The following is a 22,102-nucleotide window of genomic DNA, read 5'->3' as shown; positions in this document are numbered from 1 at the left end:
AGCTCATCGAGATCGTCGAGATCGGCAAGCAACTGCTGATCACGCGGGGGGCGCTGACGACGTTCTCCATCGCCAACGACATCGCGAAGTATTTCGCGATCATCCCGGCCATGTTCGCGGCGGTCTATCCCGGCCTGGACACGCTGAATGTCATGCGGCTGCACAGCCCGCAGTCGGCCATCCTGTCCGCGGTGATCTTCAACGCCCTGGTCATCGTCGCGCTGATCCCCCTCGCCCTCCGCGGGGTCCGGTATCGCCCTTCCAGCGCGTCCCGACTGCTCAGCCGCAATCTCTCCATCTACGGCCTCGGCGGGATCGTCGTCCCGTTCATCGGCATCAAACTCATCGACCTGTTCGTTCAGGTCCTTCCGGGGATGTCCTGATGGCTGGGAACGTGATGGAACGCCTGCCGAACCCGCTCCGCCGGCACCTCGCGGCGGTCCGTGCCGTCGCCGTGCTGACGGTGATCCTGGGTGTGCTCTATCCCCTGCTGGTGACCGGCGTGGCCCAGGTCCTCCTCTCCCACCAGGCCGGCGGCTCGATCCTGCGCGCGGACGGCAGGGACGTGGGCAGCGCCCTCATCGGGCAGAGCTTCACCGGGCAGAGCCTCACCGGCGAGGACGGCGCCCCGATCAGGAAGTACTTCCAGAGCCGCCCCTCCACGGGCGGCTACGACCCGCTGGCCTCGGGCGCGAGCAACCTCGGCCCGCGGGACGTCGTCGACCGGCTGCCCGACCCCCGGGGGGTCGGCCAGGCCGCGAGGAAGGGCAGAGTCTCCCTGCTCACCGAGGTGTGCGCGCGCTCCAAGGCGGTCGGCGAACTGGAGGGCGTCAGCGGGGCCAGGCCGTACTGCGCCGGTGACGGGGTCGGTGCGGTGTTGAAGGTCTTCCCCGCCGTCGGCACACCCACGAGGGTGGTCAGCGTCAACCAGGCCTGTCCCGCCACGCCGTTCATCCGGGTCTACCAAGGGGTGCGGGTGGAGTGCGGCCGGCCTGGAGAGGACTATTCGGCGGGGCGTACGGTGCCACTACGTGGAAACGCCCGAGCGGTCGTCCCGCCGGACGCCGTGACGGCGAGCGGCAGCGGGCTCGACCCGCACATCTCCGTCGCGTACGCCGAACTCCAGGCCCCTCGGGTCGCCAGGGAGCGCGGCCTCGGCCTGGACACGGTGCGGACCCTGATCAGGGAGCACACGACCGGCAGGGCGCTCGGCTTCCTGGGGGAACCCGGAGTGAACGTGCTGGAGCTCAATCTGGCCCTCGACAGGGAGAGGTGAGCGGCCATGCCACGCGGGCGGCTGCGGATCTACCTGGGGGCGGCCCCCGGGGTCGGCAAGACCTACGCCATGCTCTGCGAGGGGCACCGCCGCAGGGAACGCGGCACGGACGTCGTGGCCGGCCTGGTGGAGACCCACGGCCGTGCGCGCACCGCGCGACTGCTGGAGGGGCTGGAGATCGTCCCCCGCAGAACCCTGACGTACCGGGGGGCGGACTTCACCGAGCTGGACGTCGACGCGGTCGTCGCCCGGCGCCCACAGGTCGCCCTGGTCGACGAGCTGGCGCACACCAACGTGCCGGGCTCGCGCAACGCCAAACGCTGGCAGGACGTCGACGAGCTCCTCGACGCCGGGATCGACGTGATCTCCACGGTGAACATCCAGCACCTGGAGTCGGTCAACGACGTCGTCCGGCACATCACCGGCATCCCGCAGCGCGAGACCGTGCCCGACGAGGTCGTTCGGCGGGCCGACCAGATCGAGCTGGTCGACATGGCCCCGGAGGCGCTGCGGCGGCGGCTCGCGCACGGCAACGTGTATCTGCCGGAGAAGGTGGACGCCGCCCTGGCCAACTACTTCCGCGTCGGCAACCTCACCGCGCTGCGCGAGCTGGCCCTGCTGTGGCTCGCCGACGAGGTGGACGAGCAGCTCGACCGCTACCGCGCCGAGCACGGCATCGCCGACACGTGGGAGGCGCGGGAGCGCGTCGTCGTCGCGCTCACCGGCGGGCCGGAGGGCGACACCCTCGTCCGGCGGGCGGCCCGCATCGCCGCCAGGAGCAAGGGCGCCGACCTGCTCGCCGTGCACGTCACCCGGGCCGATGGGCTCGCCGGCGGCGACCCTGCGCTGCTGGCGCAGCAGCGCGCCCTCGTGGAGAGCATGGGCGGCACCTACCACCAGGTGGTGGGCGACGACGTGCCGCGGGCGCTGCTGGAGTTCGCCCGCGGCGTCAACGCCACCCAGCTCGTGCTCGGCGCCTCCCGGCGCGGCCGGGTCGCCCAGATCTTCAGCAGAGGGGTGGGCGTCGAGACGACCGCGAGGTCCGGCTCGATCGACGTTCACATGATCACGCACGAGCAGGCCAAGAAGGGACGGGAGAGCCCGCAGCGGTCGCGGGCGGCGCTCACCCGTCGGCGCAGGCTGGCGGGGTGGGCCGTCGCCCTCACCGGGTTGCCGCTGCTCACCGCCGTCCTGCTCCCCTTCCGGGGCACGCTGGCGCTGCCGAGCGTCATCCTGCTGTTCCTGACCAGCGTCGTGGGCGTGGCGCTGATCGGCGGCATGTGGCCGGCGATCACGGCGGCGGTCGCCGGCTCCCTGCTGCTCAACTTCTTCTTCACCCCGCCCACGCACACCCTGACGATCGCCAACCCGGAGAACTTCTTCGCCCTGCTCGTCTTCGTGTTCGTCGCTGCGGCGGTCAGCATGATCGTGGACGTCGCGGCCCGCCGTACGCGGGAGGCGGCCCGCGCCGGGGCGGACGCGGAGATCCTGTCCGCGCTGGCCGGGCACGTGCTGCGCGGAGAGGCCGCCGTACCCTCCCTGCTCGCGCGTACGCGGGAGACGTTCGGCCTGGTCTCGGTCACCCTGCTGCAACGGCGGCCCGAGGCGGGACAGGGGCCGGACGACCGGTCCGACCCCGCCTCCTGGCGGATCGTCGCCACCTCGGGGGCGGAGCCGTGCACCTGCCCGGGCGCCGCCGGCACCGATGTGGACATCGACGGCGACCTCGTGCTCGCCGCGCGCGGGCGGCTGCTCGACGCCTCCGAACGGCGCGTGATCGAGGCGTTCGCCGCACAGCTGGCCGTCGCCCTGCGGCAGGTGCGGCTGGAGGAGGAGGCGGAGCGGGCCAGGCCGCTCGCGGAGGCCGACAGGATGCGCACCGCCCTCCTCGCGGCGGTCAGCCACGACCTGCGCACGCCGCTGGCCGCCGCCAAGGCCGCCGTGGAGAGCCTGCGCGCCACCGACGTCGAGTGGTCGGCGGAGGACCGCGCCGAGCTGCTGGAGACCGCGGACGAGTCCCTGGCCAAGCTCGACCGTCTGGTGGTGAACCTGCTCGACATGAGCCGCCTGCAGGCCGGGGTGCTCGGCGTGGCCGCCCAGCCGGTCGCCGTCGAGGAGATCGTGCCCCGGGCGGTCGACGACCTGGGGCCGCTCGCCGCCGAGGTGAAGATCGACATCTCGCCCGACCTGCCCGATGTCGTCGCCGATCCGGCGCTGCTGGAGCGGGTGCTCGCGAACGTCGTCGCCAACGCCGTCCGTTACACCCCCGCCGGGGAGAGCGTGCTCGTCACCGCCAGCAGGTACGGCGATCGGGCCGAGATCCGGATAATCGACCGTGGGCCCGGTGTGCCGCGCGACGCCTACGAGCGGATCTTCCTGCCCTTCCAGCGGCTGGGGGACCGGGACAACCACAGTGGGGTCGGGCTGGGCCTGGCCCTGGCGCGCGGACTGACCGGGGCGATGGGAGGGGAGTTGACACCGGACGAGACGCCCGGGGGAGGGCTCACCATGATCTTGACCCTGCCCGTCGCCGTGCACACCCACGACGTGATCGAAGGCCCGGCGGAGCGCGGCGGTGCTGGGGATGCCGGTGGTTCTCCGGAGCGCGGCGGTTCTCGGGATGCCGGCGGTGCGGCGTCGTGAGCCGGATCCTCGTCGTCGACGACGAACCGCAGATCCTCCGCGCGCTGCGGATCAACCTGGCCGCGCGCGGATACGAGGTCGCCGTCGCGGCCGACGGCGGTTCCGCGTTGCGCGAGGCCGCCGACCGGCGTCCCGACCTGATCGTGCTGGACCTCGGGCTGCCCGACATGGACGGAGTCGAGGTCATCCACGGCGTACGCGGCTGGAGCAGCGTTCCGATCATCGTGTTGTCGGGGCGCACCGGCAACCAGGACAAGATCGACGCGCTGGACGCCGGAGCGGACGACTACGTGACCAAGCCCTTCGGGGTGGACGAGCTGCTGGCCCGCGTACGCGCGGTGACCCGGCGCACCGGCTCCCGGGAGAGTGAGCCCGCCCGCGTACGGGTCGGGGAGCATGTGATCGACCTGGCCGACAAGACCGTCTCCGGCGACGTACGGCTGACTCCGACCGAGTGGCACATCCTCGAACTTCTCGTCCGCAACCCCGGCAAGCTGATCAGCCAGCGGCAGCTGCTGAGCGAGGTGTGGGGCGCGCAGTACGTCAAGGAGACGCACTACCTGCGGCAGTACATGGCCCAGCTCCGGCGCAAGCTGGAGAAGGAGCCTGCCCACCCCGTCCATCTGATCACCGAGCCGGGCATGGGCTACCGGTTCACCCCCTGACGCCCTGCCCGGGGCTCAGTCGTCGGGGTTCGTCGTGCCGGCGAGGAAGGTCATCTCCAGCAGGGCGGGGGACAGGTCCACCCCGGTGATGACGCCCGCCAGAGCGAACGCGGCGCCGATGGGATCCTCGGGCAGGGGATCGTCGAAGCCGTTGAGGCCGAGCCCCAGGTCGCGCATCGCGCCGATCCACCGGTCGGGGTCGTCGCCGGACCGCAGATGCGACGCCAAAGGTTCGAACTGCGTGATCAACCGGCCGTCGATCGCGTGGGCGAAGTCGTCGGAGGCGTAGTCGTGCCTGCTGACCGCCACGACCTCGGCCCCCTGCGAGAGGCGCTCGAGCACGCCCGTCCCGGCGGCGACCCGCCAGCCGCCGGGCTCGACGAGCACGGTCCAGTCGCCCATCCGCACGGCGCCGGCCCAACCGGCGTCAATGCCGTCCGAACTCTCCAGGCACTCCTCCGCGTTCTCGTCCAGCTCCTCGAACGTCATCTCGTCGATGGTGCTCTCGTCCACCCCCAGGCGGACGAGCGCCTCCCGGGGTGCGAGCCCGCGGACGAAGGACACCCCGAATACGGAGCCCAGCGGCCCGGCACCGGATAACCAGCCGAATTTCACATCAATGTCCGACATGGCGACCTCTTTCATCTGCTGCCGGACATCATGGCAGCGATCACCGTCCGGCGTCCGGCTGTCGCCGGAGGCGGGAATGTCAGTCGCGTGCGGAAGAATCGCTCTCATCATGACCACCACCACCGCGCCGACCATCCCTGCGCCGACCATCCCCGCGCCGACCATCCCCGCGCCGACAGACGTGCCCACCCGTTCCCTGCCGGTCGAGCTGGTCGACGGCCCGGGGGGCGGGCTCTACCTGCTGCCCTTCGCGCCGCTCACCCCGGACGACTGCGAGGCCCTGTCCGTGCTCCTCGCCGCCCGGGCCGCCGCCGTACGACGGAACGAATCCGCGTGATCATCTGATCGATTGGCGTGGGGAAGACCGCCATGGCGGCGGAACTCGTGCGGTCGATCCCGGAGGCTCACTTTTCGACCCCGAGCAGGTGGGCGTCATGCTCACGCATGCCACGGGCCTGCCCACGGCCGGGAACTTCCAGGACTGGGCGTGGCGGACGCTCATCGTGGAGACCGTCACACGACTGGTCGGCCAGGTCGGCGGCGTCCTCGTCCTGGCCCAGACCGTCCTGGTCGAGGCCCCGATCGAGATCGCGGCCAACATCGCCGCCGCCGTCACACCCGATCCGGTCTGCCCCCCGCCTACTGATCACGGTGCTCAGGCGAGCGTGTATTCCGTGTCTCCAAAGTCGGCCACCACCCGCAACCTGCCGCCCAACGCCTCGACGTAGGACCGGAGAGTCGACACCTCGGCCCTGTCGATCTCCCCGTGCTCGATCGCGGACACCCGAGGAGCGGAAACACCCATCAGCGCGGCGACATCCCGCTGGGTCAAGTCCTGCTCTTGCCGAATCTCCGCAAGCCGGTGGGCGCGTACTTCTGCGGCCAACCGATCCATGGCGGCCTTTTTCTGTTCCTCCGACCGCACCGGAAGTCCTGCGGCCTCACGGCGCTCACGCACCCTGCGCTTGGTTTCCTCCCAACCCACAGAGGTCATTCGTACTCCCTGATCTCCAGCTCAATGAGATGAGCCTCGTAGCGCTTTTCGGCCTGCGGGATATTAACGTCGTACCATTTCTGCCAGTTCCCCGCTTTGTCGCCTGCGACCAAGAGCACCGCTCGGCGTACCGGATCGAAGGCAAACAGGATGCGGATCTCGCTGCCACCCGCAGATCCTGGTCGCAGCTCTTTCAAGTGGTGAAGCTCGGCGCCCTTGATGCGATCTACCAGTGGACGCCCGAGCGCGGGACCGGCCTCGGCCAGCATGTCTATGGCGTCCTCGACCTGCTCCGCACTATCCCAGTCCTCCTCGGCGAGTGCCTCGAACCACGCCGCGCAGGTTAACGCAAGTGTTAACTTCGCTGGTTGGTAACGGGTGATCGGGTCAGCCGGCCGAGGCGCTGTGGCGCGGATCACATCGGACGCATGTCACGTATGGGCGGGCCGCTTCCATCTGCTGGTCGTCAACGGTCAGACGAGGAGGCGGAACGATGAGCGCACAGCACGAAGCCGGCGTGGCGACCACCCATCGGGTGGTGATCCTGGGGGCGGGGTATGCGGGCCTGTCCGCGGCGATCCAGCTCGCGTGCCGGGTCAAGCCGAGCGAGAACGTGCGGGTGACCCTGGTGAACGCGCAGGAGCGGTTCACCGAGCGGCTGCGGCTGCACATGGCGGCGAGCGGGCAGCCGCTCGCCGAGCTGAGCATCCCCGAGCTGCTTGAGGGCACGGGCGCGCACTTCGAGCGCGGGTGGGTGACGGCGGTGGACGCGAACGCGAAGACCGTGCGGATCGACGACGAACGCGTCCTGCCCTACGACACGCTGGTGTACGCGTTGGGCGGGGTGGCCGACACGTCGGCGGTCCCGGGCGCCGAGGACCACGCCCACACCCTGAACGGCGCCCAGGACGCCGAGGTGCTGGCCGACCGGCTGGCGCGGCTCGGCAGCGGCACGGTAGTGGTCGTCGGCAGTGGGCTGACCGGCGTCGAGTCGGCCGCGGAGATCGCCGAGCGGCACCCGGAGCTGACCGTCGTGCTGCTGGGCCGCGGCGAACCCGGCGCGGCCATGCACCCGAAGGCCAGAGCGTATCTGCGGGCCGCGCTCGACCGCCTGGGGGTGCGGGTGCGCAGCGGGGTCGAGGTGGTGAAGGTGCTCCCCGGCTCGGTCGAGCTGGCCGGCATCGTCGACGTGGCTGGCAGGGTCGAGGTGGCTGGCTCGGTCGACCTGGCTGGCACGGGCGGGCCGGTCGGCGAGGAGAGCGTGGCGGCCGACGTGGTCCTGTGGACGAGCGGCACGCGGGTGTCTCCGCTGGCGGCCGTCGCCGGGCTCACCGTCGACGAAGGCGGCCGCATCGTCACCGACACCGCGCTGCGGTCGGTGTCCCACCCCGAGGTGTACGCCGTGGGCGACGCGGCGGCGATCCGCCAGGGCTACGGCGTCATGCACGGCACCTGCCAGGGCGGCATGCCGACCGGTGTGCACGCCGCGGTGTCGATCCTCCGGGAGCTGAGGGGCAGGCGGCCCAGGCCGTTCCGCTTCGGCTACTACCACACGCCGGTCAGCCTGGGCCGGCACGACGCGGTCGTGCAGTTCACCCACCCCGACGACAGCCCAAGGCGGCTGCACCTGACCGGCCGCGTCGCGGTCCGCTATAAGGAGACAGTGACCGCCGCACCCTGGGCCACGTGGGGCCGAATGAAGAAGATGCCGGCCTCGGGCGCGTTCTGGCCCCGCGGGGGCCGCTTCACCCGGGTCGGGGGTGCGCGGTGACCGGGACCTACGGCCTCGGCCAGGAGGTGTTCGTCCAGCACCGGAACCTGCTGTTCTCGGTGGCCTACCGCATCCTCGGCACCGCGGCCGACGCCGAGGACGCGGTCCAGGACGCCTGGCTCAACTGGTCGGCGGCCGACCGCTCGCGGGTGGCCGACCCGAAGGCGTACCTGACGCGGATCGTGTCGAACGTGGCGCTGGAGCGGCTGCGTTCCACTCATCGCAAGCGTGAGTCCTATGTGGGGCCGTGGCTTCCGGAGCCCATCCTGACCAGCGGGGACACCGCCGAGGCCGTCGCGGACGCCGAGTCGGTGTCGATGGCGATGCTCGTGGTGCTGGAGACGCTGAGCCCGCTGGAGCGCGCGGTGTTCGTGCTCAGGGAGGTCTTCGGCTTCAACCACGCCGAGATCGCGGAGGCGGTCGAGCGTTCCGAAGCCGCGGTGCGCCAGGCCGCGCACCGCGCTCGCGCGCATGTGCGGGCCCGGCGGCCGCGCTTCCCGGCCGACCGGTCCCGGCAGCGTGAGGTCACCGAGCGGTTCTTCGCCGCCGCGACCGGCGGCGACGTGAACGCCCTGATGGAGCTGCTGTCCCCCGACGTCACCCTGTGGACCGACGGCGGCGGCAAGGTCCGCCAGGCCCTGCGTCCGGTCGTGGGCGCGCAGACCGTGGCCGCCTGGTTCGCGGCCATCGGCGGCGTCAGCTACCAGGGCGTCGAGCCCGCCGACATGACCGCCGAGCTCGCCGAGATCAACGGCGGCCCGGGCATCGTCTTCGGCGGCGCGGGTCGGGTGATCGCCACCGTCACCTTCGATTTCGACGCCGACGGCCGGATCACCACCATCCACAACGTCGCCAACCCGGACAAGCTCCAGGCGGTCGCCGACGGCACCACCCGCACCCTCGGGACGCGGTGAGCACCGGGTCAGCGTACGCAGCAGGTGGAGCAGGGGGCGGCGTCCGGCAGCGTGACCCACAGGCAGCACGTGCGGCGGCGGTATCCGTCACCGTCGGGCACGAGCAGTCCGGCCACCGGCGGCCCGATCTCGTCCAGCAGCCGGGCCGCCTCGGCGTACGACCCGAGCGTGAGCAGCGGGTGGGCGAACGCCTCCGCGGTGGAGCCCCACAGGGTGCGCTCGCCCACCTTGGTCAGGGTGCTGAGCGCCCGCACGAACGGATACTGGCTCTCCATGAGCGCCTCCCCGATGACCGCCGCGAGGTCGGGGACGACGACGGCGCCCTCGGTCCCGGCCAGCGGGTCGCCGGGGAGCACGGCCACGGTCAGCCGCGACGCCGCTACCGTCACCCCGGCCGCGGACGACCTGACCAGCGTGTCCTCCAGGCGCATCAGCGGCACCCGGCGGCCGAGACCCCAGCCCAGGGCCATCGGCATCGTGTGCCAGTAGCCGAAGGTCTTCCACAGCAGCGCCGCCGCCACGTGACGCGGCGCGCTCCAGCGTCCGGCCGTCTCGTCCACCAGCGCGAGCAGACCCTCGTACGGCTCCCGCACGAGGGCGGCGGCGGGGATCCAGCCGGGGGAGTCGTCGGCGACCAGCCCGGGCAGGACCCCCAGCACGCCGTCCCGCTCCGCCGCGAGGCCTGCCAGATGGTCGGAAAGGGCGTCGAGCAGCACTCCGCACTCCTTGTGTCAGCGGTGGTCTCTGGTGAGGAAGAGCAGCCGGGCCCGCTTGCCCGGCAGGTCGATCTCGGGCCCGAGGGTGAAGCCGGTCCGCAGCAACCGGGTGGTCATCCTGTCGTTGCGGATGTCCGGCTCGGCCACGACCCGGGTGTGGCGCGGGTCGGAGAACACGTACGCGAGGAGCACGGACAGCAGGGCGGAGGTGAAGCCGCGCTCGCCCTCCCCCGTCGCCGGTCCGAGGAGCAGATGGACGCCGAAGTCGCCCGGCTGGACGTCGTAGCACTCCCCGACCGGGTCGGCCCCGGGATCGTAGGTCTGGAAGAGCGCCACCGGCCGGTCGTCGCGGTGGACGAGATAGGCGTGGTGGGTGGCCAGACCGTCCAGATGGTCGTAGATCTCCTGAACCCGCGTCCGGCTCGCGTCGAGCATTCCCCAGAACCGGGCCCGCTCCTCGGTGACCCAGGAGTGGATCAGGCCGGCGTCGGCGGCCGGGTCCACGGGAACGACGCGGAAGGCGCCGAATCCCTCGACCGTCTGCTCCCATCGGGCCTCGCGCCGTACGGAGGCCGTTGGGGGTGCCTCAGGGGTCATGTCGCTCCTCGGTCTGCGGGGGTCCAGGGTCAAGTCGGGTCCAGGGTCAGCCGGTCCCAGTCCGTGACCACCGGCACAAGTTCGCCGCGCAGCCACAGCGGGTGCTGGTCGCGCCGATGGGGGTCACCCGGCACGCCGCTCGCGCCGAACGGGACGATCCACAGGCTCCCGTCGCGCCGGGCGAGGTCCCACACGTAGCGCGCCGCCGGGCCTCGGGCGCAGTGGTGAGTGACGCCGGGCACGCTCGATGTGGACAGCACGCAGTCGTGGTCCCCCGCCAGGCCCGCCTCCACCGGCGCCGCGCCGTCGACAGGGAGTGAGATCGCGGGGGACGGCAGTGCCCGCCAGGGGGCGAGCCGGTGCAGGTCGCCCCACCGGACGCCGGTCAGCTCGTCGCGTGCCGCCACGTCCTCCAGCGCCGCCCGGGCCAGGTCCGCGAGGGCCGCCCGGTCGAGCCCGGGCAGCCGGTCGGTCGTCAGGAGGCCCTCCAGGGCGTACGCGACGCGGGGGGTGAGCGCGAGCCAGGGCCGGAAGACCTCGGGAACCCCCTCGGCCAGTCCGGCCAGGGGCGCCAGGGCGGGGTGGGCCGCCAGGCGACGCACCACCTCGGCCCGGACCGCCGCGTACGCCGCCGCGCCGGTGCTGCCGGCGTCCATGCGCCGGTCCCAGGCCGACAGCCGCTCCCGCAGGCGTACGGCCTCGGGGCCGAGCCCGTCCAGCCCGTCCAGCCCCTCCAGCCCGGCCAGCAGGTCGAGAAGGGCGCCGGCGCCGGGCAGCAGGGTGTCGGTGTGGACGGCCGCCATGTCCCCGGCCGACCAGCGCGGCGACCCGTCGAGCAGGCGCCTGATCCGGTCGGCGCGGTGGGGCGGAGCGAACTCGACGCCGAGCGGCGCGGCGATCCCCCGTTCGTTGGCCATGACCGTGACGCCGCGGACCTCGCGGCGGGGCATCGGCGCGTGCCGGTCGCCCCACTCGTGGCCGGGCTCCCAGGCGGGCACGACCCGCAGCGCGTTGTCCGGGTGGCGGACGGGCACCGTCCCGGCGACCCGATGCAGCAGCCCGCCGTCGGTGTCCGCGGCGAGCACGACGTTGACGGGCTCGGCCCAGCGGTCGAGCGCCCGGTCCACGTCGGCCACGGTCTTCGCCCGCAGCAGCGCCGGCAGCGCCGCGAACCCCAGGTCGCGGCGGACCCGGGGCGGGTAACGCAGGCTCAGCGCCTCCCGCACGCGTCCACGGCCGGTCTCTCCCCGGGCGTCCGCCATGACGACCGGGCCGCGCTCGGTCTCGACGATCTCGACCTCTACTGGGGCCTCCCCCGCCACCTCGACCACCTCGACGTGGGCGGTGCAGGGACGCCAGCCGTCCGGTGCCAGCGCCTCGACGCCGCCGTCCCCGTGCCGGAGCCGCTCGCGGTAGAGGTCCTGGTAGTCGGCCATGGCGTTGGTGATCGCCCAGGCGACCGAGCCGGCGTGCCCGAAGTGGGCGATGCCCGGAACGCCCGGCACGGCCAGTCCCACCACGTCGAACTCGGGACAGGCCAGGCGGATCTGCTGATAGAAGCCGGGGTCCTCGATGAACCGGTGCGGATCGCCCGCGATCAGGGCCGCGCCGGTGGCGGTGCGATCCGCGGGGACCAGCCAGCCGTTGCTCCCACCGGTGCCCGGCCCGTCGTGCGCGAACAGCGCGACCGCCTCGAGGCCCAGCCGTTCGGCCACCGCCTCGCGCCACAGCTTGGCCGGGAAGTGCGCGAAGAGGATGTGGTGGGACAGCCAGATCGCCATCGGCGTCCACGGCTCCCACCGGCCCGGCACGACCCCGGCCGCGGCCTGTGCCCCATCGTGCCCGGCCCCATCGTGCCCGGCCGCCTCGTGCCCGGCCGCGGGCTGTGCCACGTCGTGCTGATCCGCTTCGGCCGTGGTGAACTCCGGAGCCCGGCGCGCCCCTTCGGGGAGCCCCGCGTTGACGCCGTCCACGTAGGCGCTCACCCAGCGCGACGTCTCGTCGTCCAGGGCGTGCAGGCAGCGCTCGGCGGTGTCCGCGAGCCGGGCCTGCCGGGCGAAGCGGTCCCACGGGACGGCGTCCGGTCCGAGGACCGCCGCCGACGTGCCGGTGGCCCGGCGCCGCTCGACCTCGATCTGCCAGGCCCGGTCAAGGGCCGTGACACGCCCCTGGGCGAAGGCCAGTTCGTACGGATCGCCCGCGCGCAGGTGGGGGATGCCCCAGGCGTCCCGATACGTGTTGTTCATGACACCGTCCCCGGCGCGATCCGCGTCACCGTGGCGCCGATTCGCTGCGGCGGCGGGCGGCGGGAACGACCAGCGGGGTGCCGGTCTCCGGGTCGTCGATCACCCGGCAGGGCAGCCGGAAGACCTCCTCCACCAGGCCGGCGGTCATGACCTCTCCGGGCGCCCCGGCGGCCACGACGCGGCCGTCGCGCATCGCGATCAGGTGGGTGGCGTAGCGGGCGGCGTGGTTGAGGTCGTGGAGCACCGCCACGAGCGTGCGTCCCCGCTCCTCGTGCAGCCGGGCGCACAGGTCGAGGACCTCGATCTGGTGGGCGATGTCCAGGTAGGTCGTCGGCTCGTCCAGGAGCAGCAGCGGCGTCTCCTGCGCCAGCGCCATCGCGATCCACACCCGCTGGCGCTGCCCTCCGGACAGCTCGTCGACCAGGCGTCCGGCCAGGTCGGCGACCCCGGTGGCCTCCATCGACTCGCGCACCACCCGCTCGTCGCCGGCCGACCACTGGCGCAGCAGCCGCTGGTGAGGATAGCGCCCGCGGCCGACGAGGTCGGCGACCGTGATGCCGTCCGGCGCGACGGACGTCTGGGGCAGCAGGCCGAGGGTCCTGGCGACCTTCCTGGCGGGCAGGGAGGTGATGTCACGCCCGTCGAGCAGCACGGTCCCGGCGGCCGGCCGGAGCGTGCGCGCCAGCGCCCGCAGCAGCGTCGACTTGCCACAGGCGTTGGGCCCGATGATCACGGTGAAGGACCGGTCGGGGATGGCGACGTCGAGGCCCTCCGCGACGACCCTCCTGTCGTAGGAGAGGGTCAGCGCGCTGCCGCTCAGCCGCGGCCCGTCCTCGTGCGTTCCTGCCACTGCGTTCTCCTGCCCGCCGGTTCCGTGCTCGATCGTCCGGGTCAAATGCGTCCCGCCTTCCGCTGGGCGGCGAGCAGCCAGACGAGGTAGCCGCCGCCGAGCACCCCCGTCACCACCCCGACGGGCAGTTGGTGGCCCGCGAACAGCCGCTGCGCGGCCAGGTCGGCGCCCGTCAGCAGCGCCGCGCCCGTGCACGTGGCGACGAGCAGGTTCGGCCCGGGCGCCCCGGTCATCCGCCTGGCCAGGTGCGGGGCGGTGAGCGCGACGAACGACACCGGCCCGGCGGCCGCCGCCGCCAGGGAGGTGAGCAGCACGGCCGCCGTCAGCAGGACCAGTCGCAGGCCCTGGACCCGTACGCCGAGACCGCGCGCCAGGTCGTCGCCCATCTCGGTGATCGCCAGCGGGCGGGCGCAGCCGAGCAGCACCACCGGCGCCAGCACCGCCATCGCGACGAGCAGCGGGAGGACGTCCTCCCAGCCGCGTCCGTCCAGGCTGCCGGTGAGCCACAGCATGGCCCGCGCCGCCTCCATCAGCCGTCCCCGGGTCAGCAGGTAGCCGTTGACGCCGGTGAGGATCGCGGTGGCGCCGATGCCCACCAGCACGAGGCGGTGGCCGTGCAGGCCGCCGCGCCAGGTCAGCGCGTAGACGACCGCTCCGGTGACGATCCCGCCGAGCACCGCGCCGCCCGCGAGCGCCGCGCTGCCGCCTCCCGTGACGACCACGAGGAGCGCCCCGGCCGCCGAGCCCTGGGTGAATCCGAGCAGGTCGGGGCTGCCCAGCGGGTTGCGTACGAGCGACTGGAAGACCGCGCCGGCCAGCGCGAGGGCGGCGCCCACGAGCAGCGCGGTGACCACGCGGGGCAGCCGGAGCTCGTGCACGACGAAGTCCTCGGCCGGGCCGCCGCCGCCCAGGACGGTGCGGACGACGTCGGAGGGGCTCATCGGATAGTCGCCGCCGCCGACCGCGAGCACGCCGAAGACGAGCGCGAGCAGCAGGCAGCCGGCTCCCACGGCGACGGCCCTGAACCGCAGCGGAATGCCGACGGTGATCCTCCGGAGGGGCCCTCTCCCGGGCCCTCTCCCGGGCCCTCGGAGGGGCATGGGCGGGGCCGCGCTCATGCCTCCCCCTCGCCTGACGGCTCGCAGTCGCATGAGCGAATCGCGCCGTGCCTGTGGATTCGCTCGCCACACTCGCTCACGCGCGGACCTTCCTTCGCACGAAGTAGAGGAACAGCGGGCCGCCCAGCACCGCCGTGACGATGCCCGCCTGCAGCTCGCCCGGTCTGGCCACCAGCCGCCCGAGCACGTCGGCGCCGAGCAGCAGCACGGGCGCGAGCAGCGCGCAGCAGGGGAGCATCCAGCGCTGGTCGGGGCCGGTCAGCGCCCGGACGAGGTGCGGCACCATGAGCCCGACGAAGACGATGGGCCCGCAGGCCGCCGTCGCCGCGCCGCACAGCAGCGTCACCGCCACGATGGCGCCCGCGCGGACCCGGGCGGGATGGGCGCCGAGCGAGCGCGCCGCGTCGTCCCCGAGCGCGAGCGCGTTGAGCGGCCGGGCCAGGGCCAGAGCCAGCAGCAGCCCCGCCGCGACGAACGGCGTCATCATGGCCGCGGTCCCGCCCTGCGCGCTCGCCAGGGAGCCGACCGTCCAGAAGCGCATGGTCTCCAGCGAGGCCGCGTCGAGCAGCATCGTCCCGTTCACGTACGAGTAGAGCGCGGCGTTGACGGCCGCTCCCGCGAGCGCCAGCCGGGCCGGGGTGGCGGCGCGCCCGCCGCCCACCGCGTACACCAGCACGGCCACGACCGCCGCGCCGGCCAGGGCGAACCAGACGTAGCCCTGGAACGTCGCCACCCCGAAAAGCCCGGCGGCCGTGGCCACCGCCGCCGAGGCGCCCGCGTTGATGCCCAGCAGGCCGGGGTCGGCCAGCGGGTTGCGGGTGAGCGCCTGCATGACGCCGCCCGCGACCCCCAGCGCGACTCCGGCGAGCAGCCCGAGGAGGGTGCGCGGCAGCCGCATCTGGTGGACGACCGTGTACGCGGCCGAGTCGGCGTCGACGAGCCCGTGCCAGACCTCGGCCGGGGAGAGCTGCCGGGCGCCGAGCCCGAGGCTGAGCACAAGGCTGAGCACGAGGAGGGCGGCCAGGACCATCGCCGAGCCCAGCAGCGCCGCGGCGCGCCGGCCGTTCTCCGCGCGTTCGCGCGGCGGCCCCGCAGGCTCGCTGATCTGCGAGGACTCCATGACGACCACGGCCGGCTCCGGTGGGGGACGGGGGGCGATTTCCATCGCCCCTCTGGACAAGAACTTAGGTAAGGGTAACCTAACTAACGATCAGCCCCCAAGACCCTGGGTCATGCGAGAGAAAGACGAACCGTGCGCAACCTGAACTCCCCCATGTCCCGTCGCGGCCTCTTCGCGGCGGGCGGAGCCGCCGTACTCACCCTGGCGCTGGCCGCCTGCGGGTCGAGCGATCCGGCGCCCTCCACCGCAGGTCAGAGCGCGAAATCGTGGTCCTTCACCGACGACAGGAAGGAGACGGTCACGGCCGGAGCCGTCCCCTCGCGGGTCGTGGCGTTCACCGGGACGGCGGCGGTGCTCGCCGACTACGGCCTGCAGCAGAAGGTCGTCGGCGTCTTCGGCGAGACGAAGCGCGCCGACGGCTCGCCCGAGCCGCAGGCCGGCGACCTGGACGTGAACAAGGTCACGATCCTCGGCAACGTCTGGGGTGAGTTCAACATCGAGAAGTACGCCGCGCTGCGTCCCGACCTTCTCGTGACGCACATGTACGACCCCGGGGCCCTGTGGTACGTCCCGGACGAGAGCAAGGACAAGATCGTCAAGCTCGCTCCCACCGTCGCCGTCAGCGTGGCCCGCGTCCCGATGACCGAGCCGATCGAGCGGTACGCCGCCCTCGCCGAGTCGCTGGGCGCGGACCTCACGGCCCCGAAGGTCGCCGAGGCCAAGGCCAGGTTCGAGGCCGCCGCCGAGAGCGTGCGCACGGCGGTCGCCGACAACCCCGGTATCAAGGTGCTGGCCGCCTCGGGCAGCCCCGACGTGCTGTATGTGTCCAACCCGGAGGTCAACACCGACCTCATGTACTTCACCCAGCTCGGGGTCGACGTCGTCAAGCCGGAAAAGCCCGGCGACGGCGGCTACTACGAGAACCTGAGCTGGGAGAACGCCGACAAGTACGACGCCGATCTGATCCTGCTCGACAACCGCGGCACGGCGCTGCAGCCCAAGGACCTGACGTCCAAGCCGTCCTGGGCGAAGCTGCCCGCCGTCAGGGCCGGTCAGGTCGTGGGCTGGGACCCGGTGCCGCGCTTCTCGTACGCCGGAGCCGCGCCAATCCTGGAGAACCTTGCCTCGGCGATCCGGAACGCCAAGAAGCTCGGCTGACCCCACCGTGAAGGAATTCACCCGGGGACACGTGTCGACCCCACGAAGTTAGGTTCGCCTAACCTAACTCCCAACGATAAGGATGACGATGACCTCTCCCCATGCCGGGGCCGCGCGGTCGTACCTGCTCAACGACCGGACGGCGGAGGGATACCGGCGGGCGATGACCTCGGCGACCGAGCGGGTGGCGGACCGGATCCGGCGCGCCGACCGGCCGTTCAGCGGTGTGGCCCCGGAACGGCTCGCGCCGGAGATCGCCGCGGTCGACCTCGAACGGCCGCTGCACGACCACGCCGCCGCCCTCGACGAGCTCGAACGGGTCTACCTGCGCGACGCCGTCTACTTCCACCACCCCCGCTACCTGGCGCACCTCAACTGCCCGGTGGTGATCCCCGCCCTGCTGGGAGAGGCGGTGCTGTCGGCGGTGAACTCCTCGCTCGACACCTGGGACCAGAGCGCGGGCGGCACGCTCATCGAGCGCCGCCTGATCGAGTGGACGGCCGGCCGGATCGGCTTCGGCCCCGCCGCCGACGGCGTCTTCACCAGCGGCGGCACGCAGTCGAACCTCCACGCCCTGCTGCTCGCCCGCGAGGAGGCGCAGGCGATCGCCGGAGCCGCTCCGTCGCGGCTGCGCGTGATCACGTCCGCGGCCGGGCACTTCAGCGTGCGCAGGGCGGCGAACCTGCTCGGCCTCGGGCCGGACGCCGTCGTCACCGTGGAGACCGACGACGAACAGCGGATGCGGCCGGACGCGCTCGCCCGCGAACTCGACCGCTGCCGTCGCGCCGGACTGGTGGTCATGGCCGTGGTGGCGACCGCCGGCACCACCGACTTCGGCTCGATCGACCCCCTGCCGGAGATCGCCGATCTGTGCGCGCAGGCCGGGGCGTGGCTGCACGTGGACGCGGCGTACGGCTGCGGGCTGCTGGTCTCCCGCAGACGGCGGCACCTGCTCGACGGCGTCGAGCGGGCCGACTCGGTCACCGTCGACTTCCACAAGTCCTTCTTCCAGCCGGTCAGCTCCAGCGCCCTGCTGGTGCGCGACGGCGCGGTGCTGCGGCACGCGGCCCACCACGCCGACTACCTCAACCCCCGGCGGATGGCCGAGCGGGGCATCCCCAACCAGGTGGACAAGAGCCTGCAGACCACGCGCCGCTTCGACGCGCTCAAGCTCTGGCTGACGCTGCGGGTGATGGGCCCGGACGCGGTCGGGGAGCTGTTCGACGAGGTCGTGGACCGCGCCGCCGCCTCCTACGCCCTGGCCGCCGCGGACCCGCGTTTCGAGGTCGTCACGCGGTCGCCGCTGAGCACGCTGGTCTTCCGCTACCTGCCGCCGGATCACCTGGAGCACGGGGATCCCGGCCGCGAGCTCGCCGACGACGCGAACCTGTACGCCCGCGAGGCCCTGGCCGCCTCCGGCGAGGCCGTCGTCGCGGGGACCACGGTCGACGGCCGCCACTACCTGAAGTTCACCCTGCTCAACCCGGAGACCACGCTGGACGACGTCGCGCACGTTCTCGACCTCCTCGCCGGACACGCCCAGCGGTACGTGGACGACCTCGCCCCGCTCGCCGGCCACGCGGAGGCGACGCATGTCCACGCATGACTTCGTCGCGATCGGGCTGGGGCCGTTCAACCTGGGCCTGGCCTGCCTCGCCGAGCCCATCGCCGAGCTCGACGGCGTGTTCCTGGAGGCGCGGCCCGGCTTCGCCTGGCACCCCGGGATGATGCTCGACTCCGTGACGCTGCAGACGCCGTTCATCGCCGACCTCGTCACGCTGGCCGACCCGACCTCGCCCTACTCCTTCCTCAACTACCTGAAGGAGATCGGCAGGCTGTATCCCTTCTACATCCGCGAGAGCTTCTACCAGCTGCGCGCCGAATACGACGCGTACTGCCGGTGGGCCGCCGCGCGGCTGCGGAGCGTCCGCTTCGGCCACCGGGTGACCTCGGTGACGTACGACGAGGCCGACGGCCACTACGTCGTACGCGCGGTCACCGGCGACGGCGGGGAGACCGAGCACCGGGCCCCGCACCTCGTGCTCGGCACCGGCACCCCGCCGTACGTGCCGGAGGCCTGCCGCGGCCTCGGCGGCGACCTCGTCCACAACGCCGGTTATCTCGACGCCAAGGCCGCGCTGCAGGCGAAGGAGAGCATCACGATCGTCGGCAGCGGGCAGAGCGCCGCCGAGATCTACCGCGACCTGCTGGCCGACGTCGACACGCGCGGCTACCGGCTGAACTGGGTGACCAGGTCACCGCGGTTCTTCCCGCTCGAATACACCAAGCTGACCCTGGAGATGACCTCCCCGGAGTACGTCGACTACTTCCACGCGCTGCCCGAGGACACCCGCTACCGCCTCGAAGCCGAGCAGAAGGGCCTCTACAAGGGCATCGACGCGGCGCTGATCAACGACATCTTCGACCTGCTGTACGCCAAGACCGTCGGCGGCCCGATCCCCACCCGGCTGCTGACCTGCACCGAGCTGCGCGAGGCGGCCTACGACGTCGGCCGGGGCGAATACACGCTCGGGCTGCGCCACGTGGAGCAGGAGCGCGACCTCACGCTCGTCACCCAGGGGCTTGTGCTGGCCACCGGCTACCGCTACGAGCCCCCCGCCTTCCTGGAGCCCGTACGCCACCGGATCCGGTGGGACCGGCACGGCCGGTTCGACGTGGCCAGGAACTACAGCGTCGACGTCACCGGCCGGGGGATCTTCCTGCAGAACGGCGCCGCCCACGCCCACGGCGTCACCTCCCCCGACCTCGGCATGGGCCCCTACCGCAACTCGTGGATCATCGGCCAGATCCTGGGCCGGGAGCACTACCCCGTCGAGAAGTCCATCGCCTTCCAGGAGTTCGGCGCGCCCGAGGGCGTGGTGGCATGAGCGAGCGAAGCGAGCCCTTCGACAGGCACAGCGAGGTCCTCTTCCGCCGCACGGACGCCCGGGTCGGCGAGCTCGCCGTACGCCGGCTCGACCCGGAGGCCGACGCGCCGACGGTGCACGCCTGGGTGACCCACCCCAAGGCCGTGTTCTGGATGATGCGGGACGCCGACGTCGCCGGCGTGGCGAAGGAGTATCGCGAGATCGTCGATCACCCGCACCGCGACGCGTTCCTCGGGCTGGTGAACGGCCGCCCGGCCTTCCTGGTGGAGCGCTACGACCCCGCCCGGGTCGAGCTGGCGGGCCGCTACGACGCCGAGGAGGGCGACGCCGGCATGCACTTCCTGTGCGCGCCCGCCGAGACCCCGGTCCACGGCTTCACCCTGGCAGTGATCACCACGGTCATGGAGCTGCTGTTCGCCGATCCCGCGACCCGGCGGGTGGTGGTCGAGCCCGACGTGCGCAACACGGCGGTGCACGCGCTCAACGCGGCCGTCGGTTTCGAGGTCGCCGGCACCGTCGCCCTGCCGGACAAGGACGCGCTGCTGAGCGTCTGCACCCGCGCGCGGTTCCTCGCGGCGACCGGCGCCGCCGTCAGCCCCGCGCTCGCCGCGGAGAAGGCCGCGGAGAAGGCCGCGGAGAAGGCCGCGGAGAAGGGAGTGCGCGAGTGAACCGCCACGCAGACACCGTGGGCGATCCCGCGCAGGCGGTCTCCCACCTCACGCCGGAGCTGTGGGAGCGGGCCAACCGGCGGTTGGTGCGCAAGGCGCTCGCCGAGTTCGCCCACGAGCGGTTGCTCACCCCGCGCCCCGCCGGCGACGGCCGATGGGCGGTGCGCGCCGACGACGGCACGGTGGAGTATCGCTTCGCCGCGACGGTGATGTCCCTCGACCACTGGCACATCGGCGAGGTCACCCGCCACGGGCCCTGCGGCGAGGCGCTGCCGCTCGACGCGCTGGAGTTCGTCACCGAGATGCGCGGCTCGCTCGGGCTGAGCGACGAGATCCTCCCGGTCTACCTGGAGGAGATCACCTCCACGCTTGCGAGCCTCGCGTACAAGCTGGGCCGGCGGCAGGCCGGGGCGGCCGAGCTGGCGACGGCCGGTTTCCAGGAGATCGAGGCCGCCATGACCGAGGGCCACCCGTGCTTCGTGGCCAACAGCGGCCGGATCGGCTACGGCATCGACGACCACCACCGCTACGCTCCCGAGGCCGCCGCGCCCGTACGGCTGATCTGGCTGGCCGCCCACCGCGACCACGCCACGTTCACCTGCTCGCGCGACATCGACTACGAACGGCTGATGCGCGGCGAGCTGGGCGAGGAGGTCCTGGCCCGCTTCGCGGGCACGCTGGCCGGTCTGGGCCTCGACCTGGCCGACTACCTGCTCGTGCCGGTGCACCCCTGGCAGTGGTGGAACCGGATCTCGGTGACGTTCGCGGCGGAGGTCGCCGGACGGCGGCTGGTCTGCCTGGGTCTGGGCGACGACGAGCACCTCGCCCAGCAGTCGGTCCGCACGTTCTTCAACGCGAGCGAGCCGTCCAGGCACTACGTCAAGACGGCCCTGTCGGTGCTGAACATGGGCTTCATGCGGGGCCTGTCGGCGGCGTACATGGAGGGCACCCCGGCGATCAACGACTGGCTCGCCGACCTGATCGAGGGCGACGAGGTCCTCCGCGCGACCCGGCTGACGATCATTCGCGAGCGGGCGGCCGTCGGCTACCGCAACCGTCTCTACGAGGCGGCCACCGACCGCCACTCGCCCTACCGGAAGATGCTGGCGGCGCTGTGGCGGGAGAGCCCGGTCGCGGGCCTGGAGCCGGGCCGGCGGCCAGTCACGATGGCCTCCCTGCTGCACACCGACGATGAGGGCCGGTCGTTCGCGGCGGCGCTGATCGAGCAGTCGGGCCTCACCCCCGAGGTGTGGCTGCGGCGCTACCTCGACGCCTACCTCGTCCCGTTGCTGCACGCCTTCTACGCCTACGACCTGGCGTTCATGCCGCACGGCGAGAACGTCATCCTGGTCCTCGACGGCGGCGCGGTGGAGCGGGTGATCTTCAAGGACATCGCCGAGGAGATCGTGGTGATGGATCCGGACGCGGACCTGCCGCCCGAGGTCCGGCGGATCCGCGCGGAGGTGCCCGAGGAACACCGGCTGCTGTCGATCTTCACCGACGTCTTCGACTGCTTCCTGCGTTTCCTCAACGCGGTGCTCGCCACCAACGGCGTGCTGGACGAGGACGTCTTCTGGCGGACCGTCGCCGGGTGCGTGGCGGCCTACCAGCGGTCGGTCCCGCGTCTCGCGGACCGGTTCCGGCGCTACGACCTGTTCGCCGGGACGCATCCCCTGTCGTGCCTCAACCGGCTGCAGCTGCGCGACAACCGGCAGATGGTGGACCTGACCGACCCGTCGGCCGCGCTGCAGACGGCCGGCGAGCTGGTTAACCCCATCGCCCGCTTCGCCCCGGTCGCTCAGGTCGTCTCGGGCGCTGCGGTCGCTGCGGTGCGGCCGGAGAGTTGAG

21 protein-coding genes and 1 pseudogene are annotated in these 22,102 nt (G+C 72.6%); 13 read left to right on the top strand and 9 right to left on the bottom strand.

The window, feature by feature from the left end; translation table 11 throughout:
• The 4 genes and pseudogenes from FLX07_RS04250 to FLX07_RS04235 all read left to right on the top strand — a co-directional run.
• Positions 1–383, top strand: a pseudogene (locus FLX07_RS04250) (potassium-transporting ATPase subunit B); the annotation flags it as partial.
• Between the two features lie 14 nt (positions 384–397).
• Complete coding sequence (locus tag FLX07_RS04245; protein WP_142568134.1) at positions 398–1,276, top strand: potassium-transporting ATPase subunit C; 879 nt, start codon at positions 398–400, stop codon at positions 1,274–1,276.
• Between the two features lie 6 nt (positions 1,277–1,282).
• Positions 1,283–3,919, top strand: a complete 2,637-nt coding sequence (locus FLX07_RS04240) for a sensor histidine kinase (protein ID WP_142568041.1) — start codon at positions 1,283–1,285, stop codon at positions 3,917–3,919.
• On the top strand, positions 3,916–4,584 hold the full coding sequence (locus FLX07_RS04235; protein WP_142568040.1) for a response regulator: 669 nt from the start codon (positions 3,916–3,918) through the stop codon (positions 4,582–4,584). The genes FLX07_RS04240 and FLX07_RS04235 overlap by 4 nt, the downstream gene beginning before the upstream one ends.
• A gap of 15 nt (positions 4,585–4,599) precedes the next feature.
• Here FLX07_RS04235 and FLX07_RS04230 read toward each other — a convergent pair whose 3' ends face one another.
• Positions 4,600–5,214, bottom strand: coding sequence for a DUF6461 domain-containing protein (locus FLX07_RS04230; RefSeq protein ID WP_142568039.1), 615 nt, complete (start codon positions 5,212–5,214; stop codon positions 4,600–4,602).
• Between the two features lie 109 nt (positions 5,215–5,323).
• Between FLX07_RS04230 and FLX07_RS04225 the strand changes: the two genes are divergently transcribed.
• Together FLX07_RS04225 and FLX07_RS04220 are read left to right on the top strand one after the other, a co-directional pair.
• Complete coding sequence (locus FLX07_RS04225) at positions 5,324–5,551, top strand: hypothetical protein (RefSeq protein ID WP_142568038.1); 228 nt, start codon at positions 5,324–5,326, stop codon at positions 5,549–5,551.
• 97 nt (positions 5,552–5,648) lie between these two features.
• A complete protein-coding gene (locus FLX07_RS04220) occupies positions 5,649–5,942 on the top strand; it encodes a hypothetical protein (protein ID WP_142568037.1) in 294 nt (97 codons plus the stop codon).
• Here FLX07_RS04220 and FLX07_RS04215 read toward each other — a convergent pair.
• The gene (locus FLX07_RS04215) at positions 5,870–6,109 is read right to left on the bottom strand and encodes an XRE family transcriptional regulator (protein ID WP_223853817.1); all 240 of its coding nucleotides are present in this window, start codon (positions 6,107–6,109) and stop codon (positions 5,870–5,872) included. The two genes, FLX07_RS04220 and FLX07_RS04215, sit on opposite strands and share 73 nt — an antisense overlap.
• Positions 6,110–6,204: 95 nt before the next feature.
• A complete protein-coding gene (locus tag FLX07_RS04210) occupies positions 6,205–6,627 on the bottom strand; it encodes a type II toxin-antitoxin system RelE/ParE family toxin (protein ID WP_229689474.1) in 423 nt (140 codons plus the stop codon).
• 74 nt (positions 6,628–6,701) lie between these two features.
• Here FLX07_RS04210 and FLX07_RS04205 point away from each other — a divergent pair, with 74 nt between their 5' ends.
• Together FLX07_RS04205 and FLX07_RS04200 are read left to right on the top strand one after the other, a co-directional pair.
• Positions 6,702–7,979 carry an NAD(P)/FAD-dependent oxidoreductase gene (locus FLX07_RS04205; RefSeq protein WP_142568035.1) on the top strand — a complete coding sequence of 426 codons (1,278 nt, stop codon included), beginning with the start codon at positions 6,702–6,704 and terminating at the stop codon, positions 7,977–7,979.
• Complete coding sequence (locus FLX07_RS04200) at positions 7,976–8,893, top strand: RNA polymerase sigma-70 factor (protein ID WP_142568034.1); 918 nt, start codon at positions 7,976–7,978, stop codon at positions 8,891–8,893. The genes FLX07_RS04205 and FLX07_RS04200 overlap by 4 nt, the downstream gene beginning before the upstream one ends.
• Positions 8,894–8,901: 8 nt before the next feature.
• Here the strand turns inward: FLX07_RS04200 and FLX07_RS04195 are convergent, their stop codons facing one another.
• The 6 genes from FLX07_RS04195 to FLX07_RS04170 form a co-directional block, all read right to left on the bottom strand.
• Positions 8,902–9,609, bottom strand: coding sequence for a (2Fe-2S)-binding protein (locus tag FLX07_RS04195; protein ID WP_142568033.1), 708 nt, complete (start codon positions 9,607–9,609; stop codon positions 8,902–8,904).
• A gap of 15 nt (positions 9,610–9,624) precedes the next feature.
• Entirely contained in the window at positions 9,625–10,206 is a 582-nt protein-coding gene (locus FLX07_RS04190; RefSeq protein WP_142568032.1) for a GNAT family N-acetyltransferase, read from the bottom strand.
• 29 nt (positions 10,207–10,235) lie between these two features.
• Positions 10,236–12,452, bottom strand: a complete 2,217-nt coding sequence (locus FLX07_RS04185; protein WP_142568031.1) for a penicillin acylase family protein — start codon at positions 12,450–12,452, stop codon at positions 10,236–10,238.
• A gap of 25 nt (positions 12,453–12,477) precedes the next feature.
• A complete protein-coding gene (locus tag FLX07_RS04180; RefSeq protein WP_142568030.1) occupies positions 12,478–13,302 on the bottom strand; it encodes an ABC transporter ATP-binding protein in 825 nt (274 codons plus the stop codon).
• A gap of 41 nt (positions 13,303–13,343) precedes the next feature.
• The gene (locus FLX07_RS04175) at positions 13,344–14,312 is read right to left on the bottom strand and encodes a FecCD family ABC transporter permease (RefSeq protein WP_229689473.1); all 969 of its coding nucleotides are present in this window, start codon (positions 14,310–14,312) and stop codon (positions 13,344–13,346) included.
• Between the two features lie 184 nt (positions 14,313–14,496).
• Complete coding sequence (locus FLX07_RS04170; RefSeq protein ID WP_142568029.1) at positions 14,497–15,585, bottom strand: FecCD family ABC transporter permease; 1,089 nt, start codon at positions 15,583–15,585, stop codon at positions 14,497–14,499.
• Positions 15,586–15,693: 108 nt separating this feature from the next.
• Between FLX07_RS04170 and FLX07_RS04165 the strand changes: the two genes are divergently transcribed.
• The 5 genes from FLX07_RS04165 (at position 15,694) to FLX07_RS04145 (ending at position 22,101) form a co-directional block, all read left to right on the top strand.
• Entirely contained in the window at positions 15,694–16,698 is a 1,005-nt protein-coding gene (locus FLX07_RS04165; RefSeq protein ID WP_142568028.1) for an ABC transporter substrate-binding protein, read from the top strand.
• Between the two features lie 88 nt (positions 16,699–16,786).
• On the top strand, positions 16,787–18,304 hold the full coding sequence (locus tag FLX07_RS04160; protein WP_142568027.1) for a pyridoxal phosphate-dependent decarboxylase family protein: 1,518 nt from the start codon (positions 16,787–16,789) through the stop codon (positions 18,302–18,304).
• A complete protein-coding gene (locus FLX07_RS04155; protein WP_142568026.1) occupies positions 18,291–19,586 on the top strand; it encodes a lysine N(6)-hydroxylase/L-ornithine N(5)-oxygenase family protein in 1,296 nt (431 codons plus the stop codon). The genes FLX07_RS04160 and FLX07_RS04155 overlap by 14 nt, the downstream gene beginning before the upstream one ends.
• Positions 19,583–20,254: a GNAT family N-acetyltransferase gene (locus FLX07_RS04150; protein ID WP_142568025.1), complete on the top strand. Its 672-nt coding sequence runs from the start codon at positions 19,583–19,585 to the stop codon at positions 20,252–20,254. The genes FLX07_RS04155 and FLX07_RS04150 overlap by 4 nt, the downstream gene beginning before the upstream one ends.
• Positions 20,251–22,101 (top strand): IucA/IucC family protein, encoded by a 1,851-nt coding sequence (locus FLX07_RS04145; RefSeq protein WP_280116530.1) that lies wholly within the window; start codon positions 20,251–20,253, stop codon positions 22,099–22,101. Before FLX07_RS04150 ends, FLX07_RS04145 begins: the two co-directional genes overlap by 4 nt.
• The last annotated feature ends 1 nt before the right edge of the window (position 22,102 follow it).

The organism is Microbispora bryophytorum (assembly GCF_006874465.1).
Classification (GTDB): domain Bacteria; phylum Actinomycetota; class Actinomycetes; order Streptosporangiales; family Streptosporangiaceae; genus Microbispora; species Microbispora bryophytorum.
The sequence above is the reverse complement of the archived record's forward strand: the minus strand, read 5'-3'. Positions and strand labels throughout refer to the sequence as shown.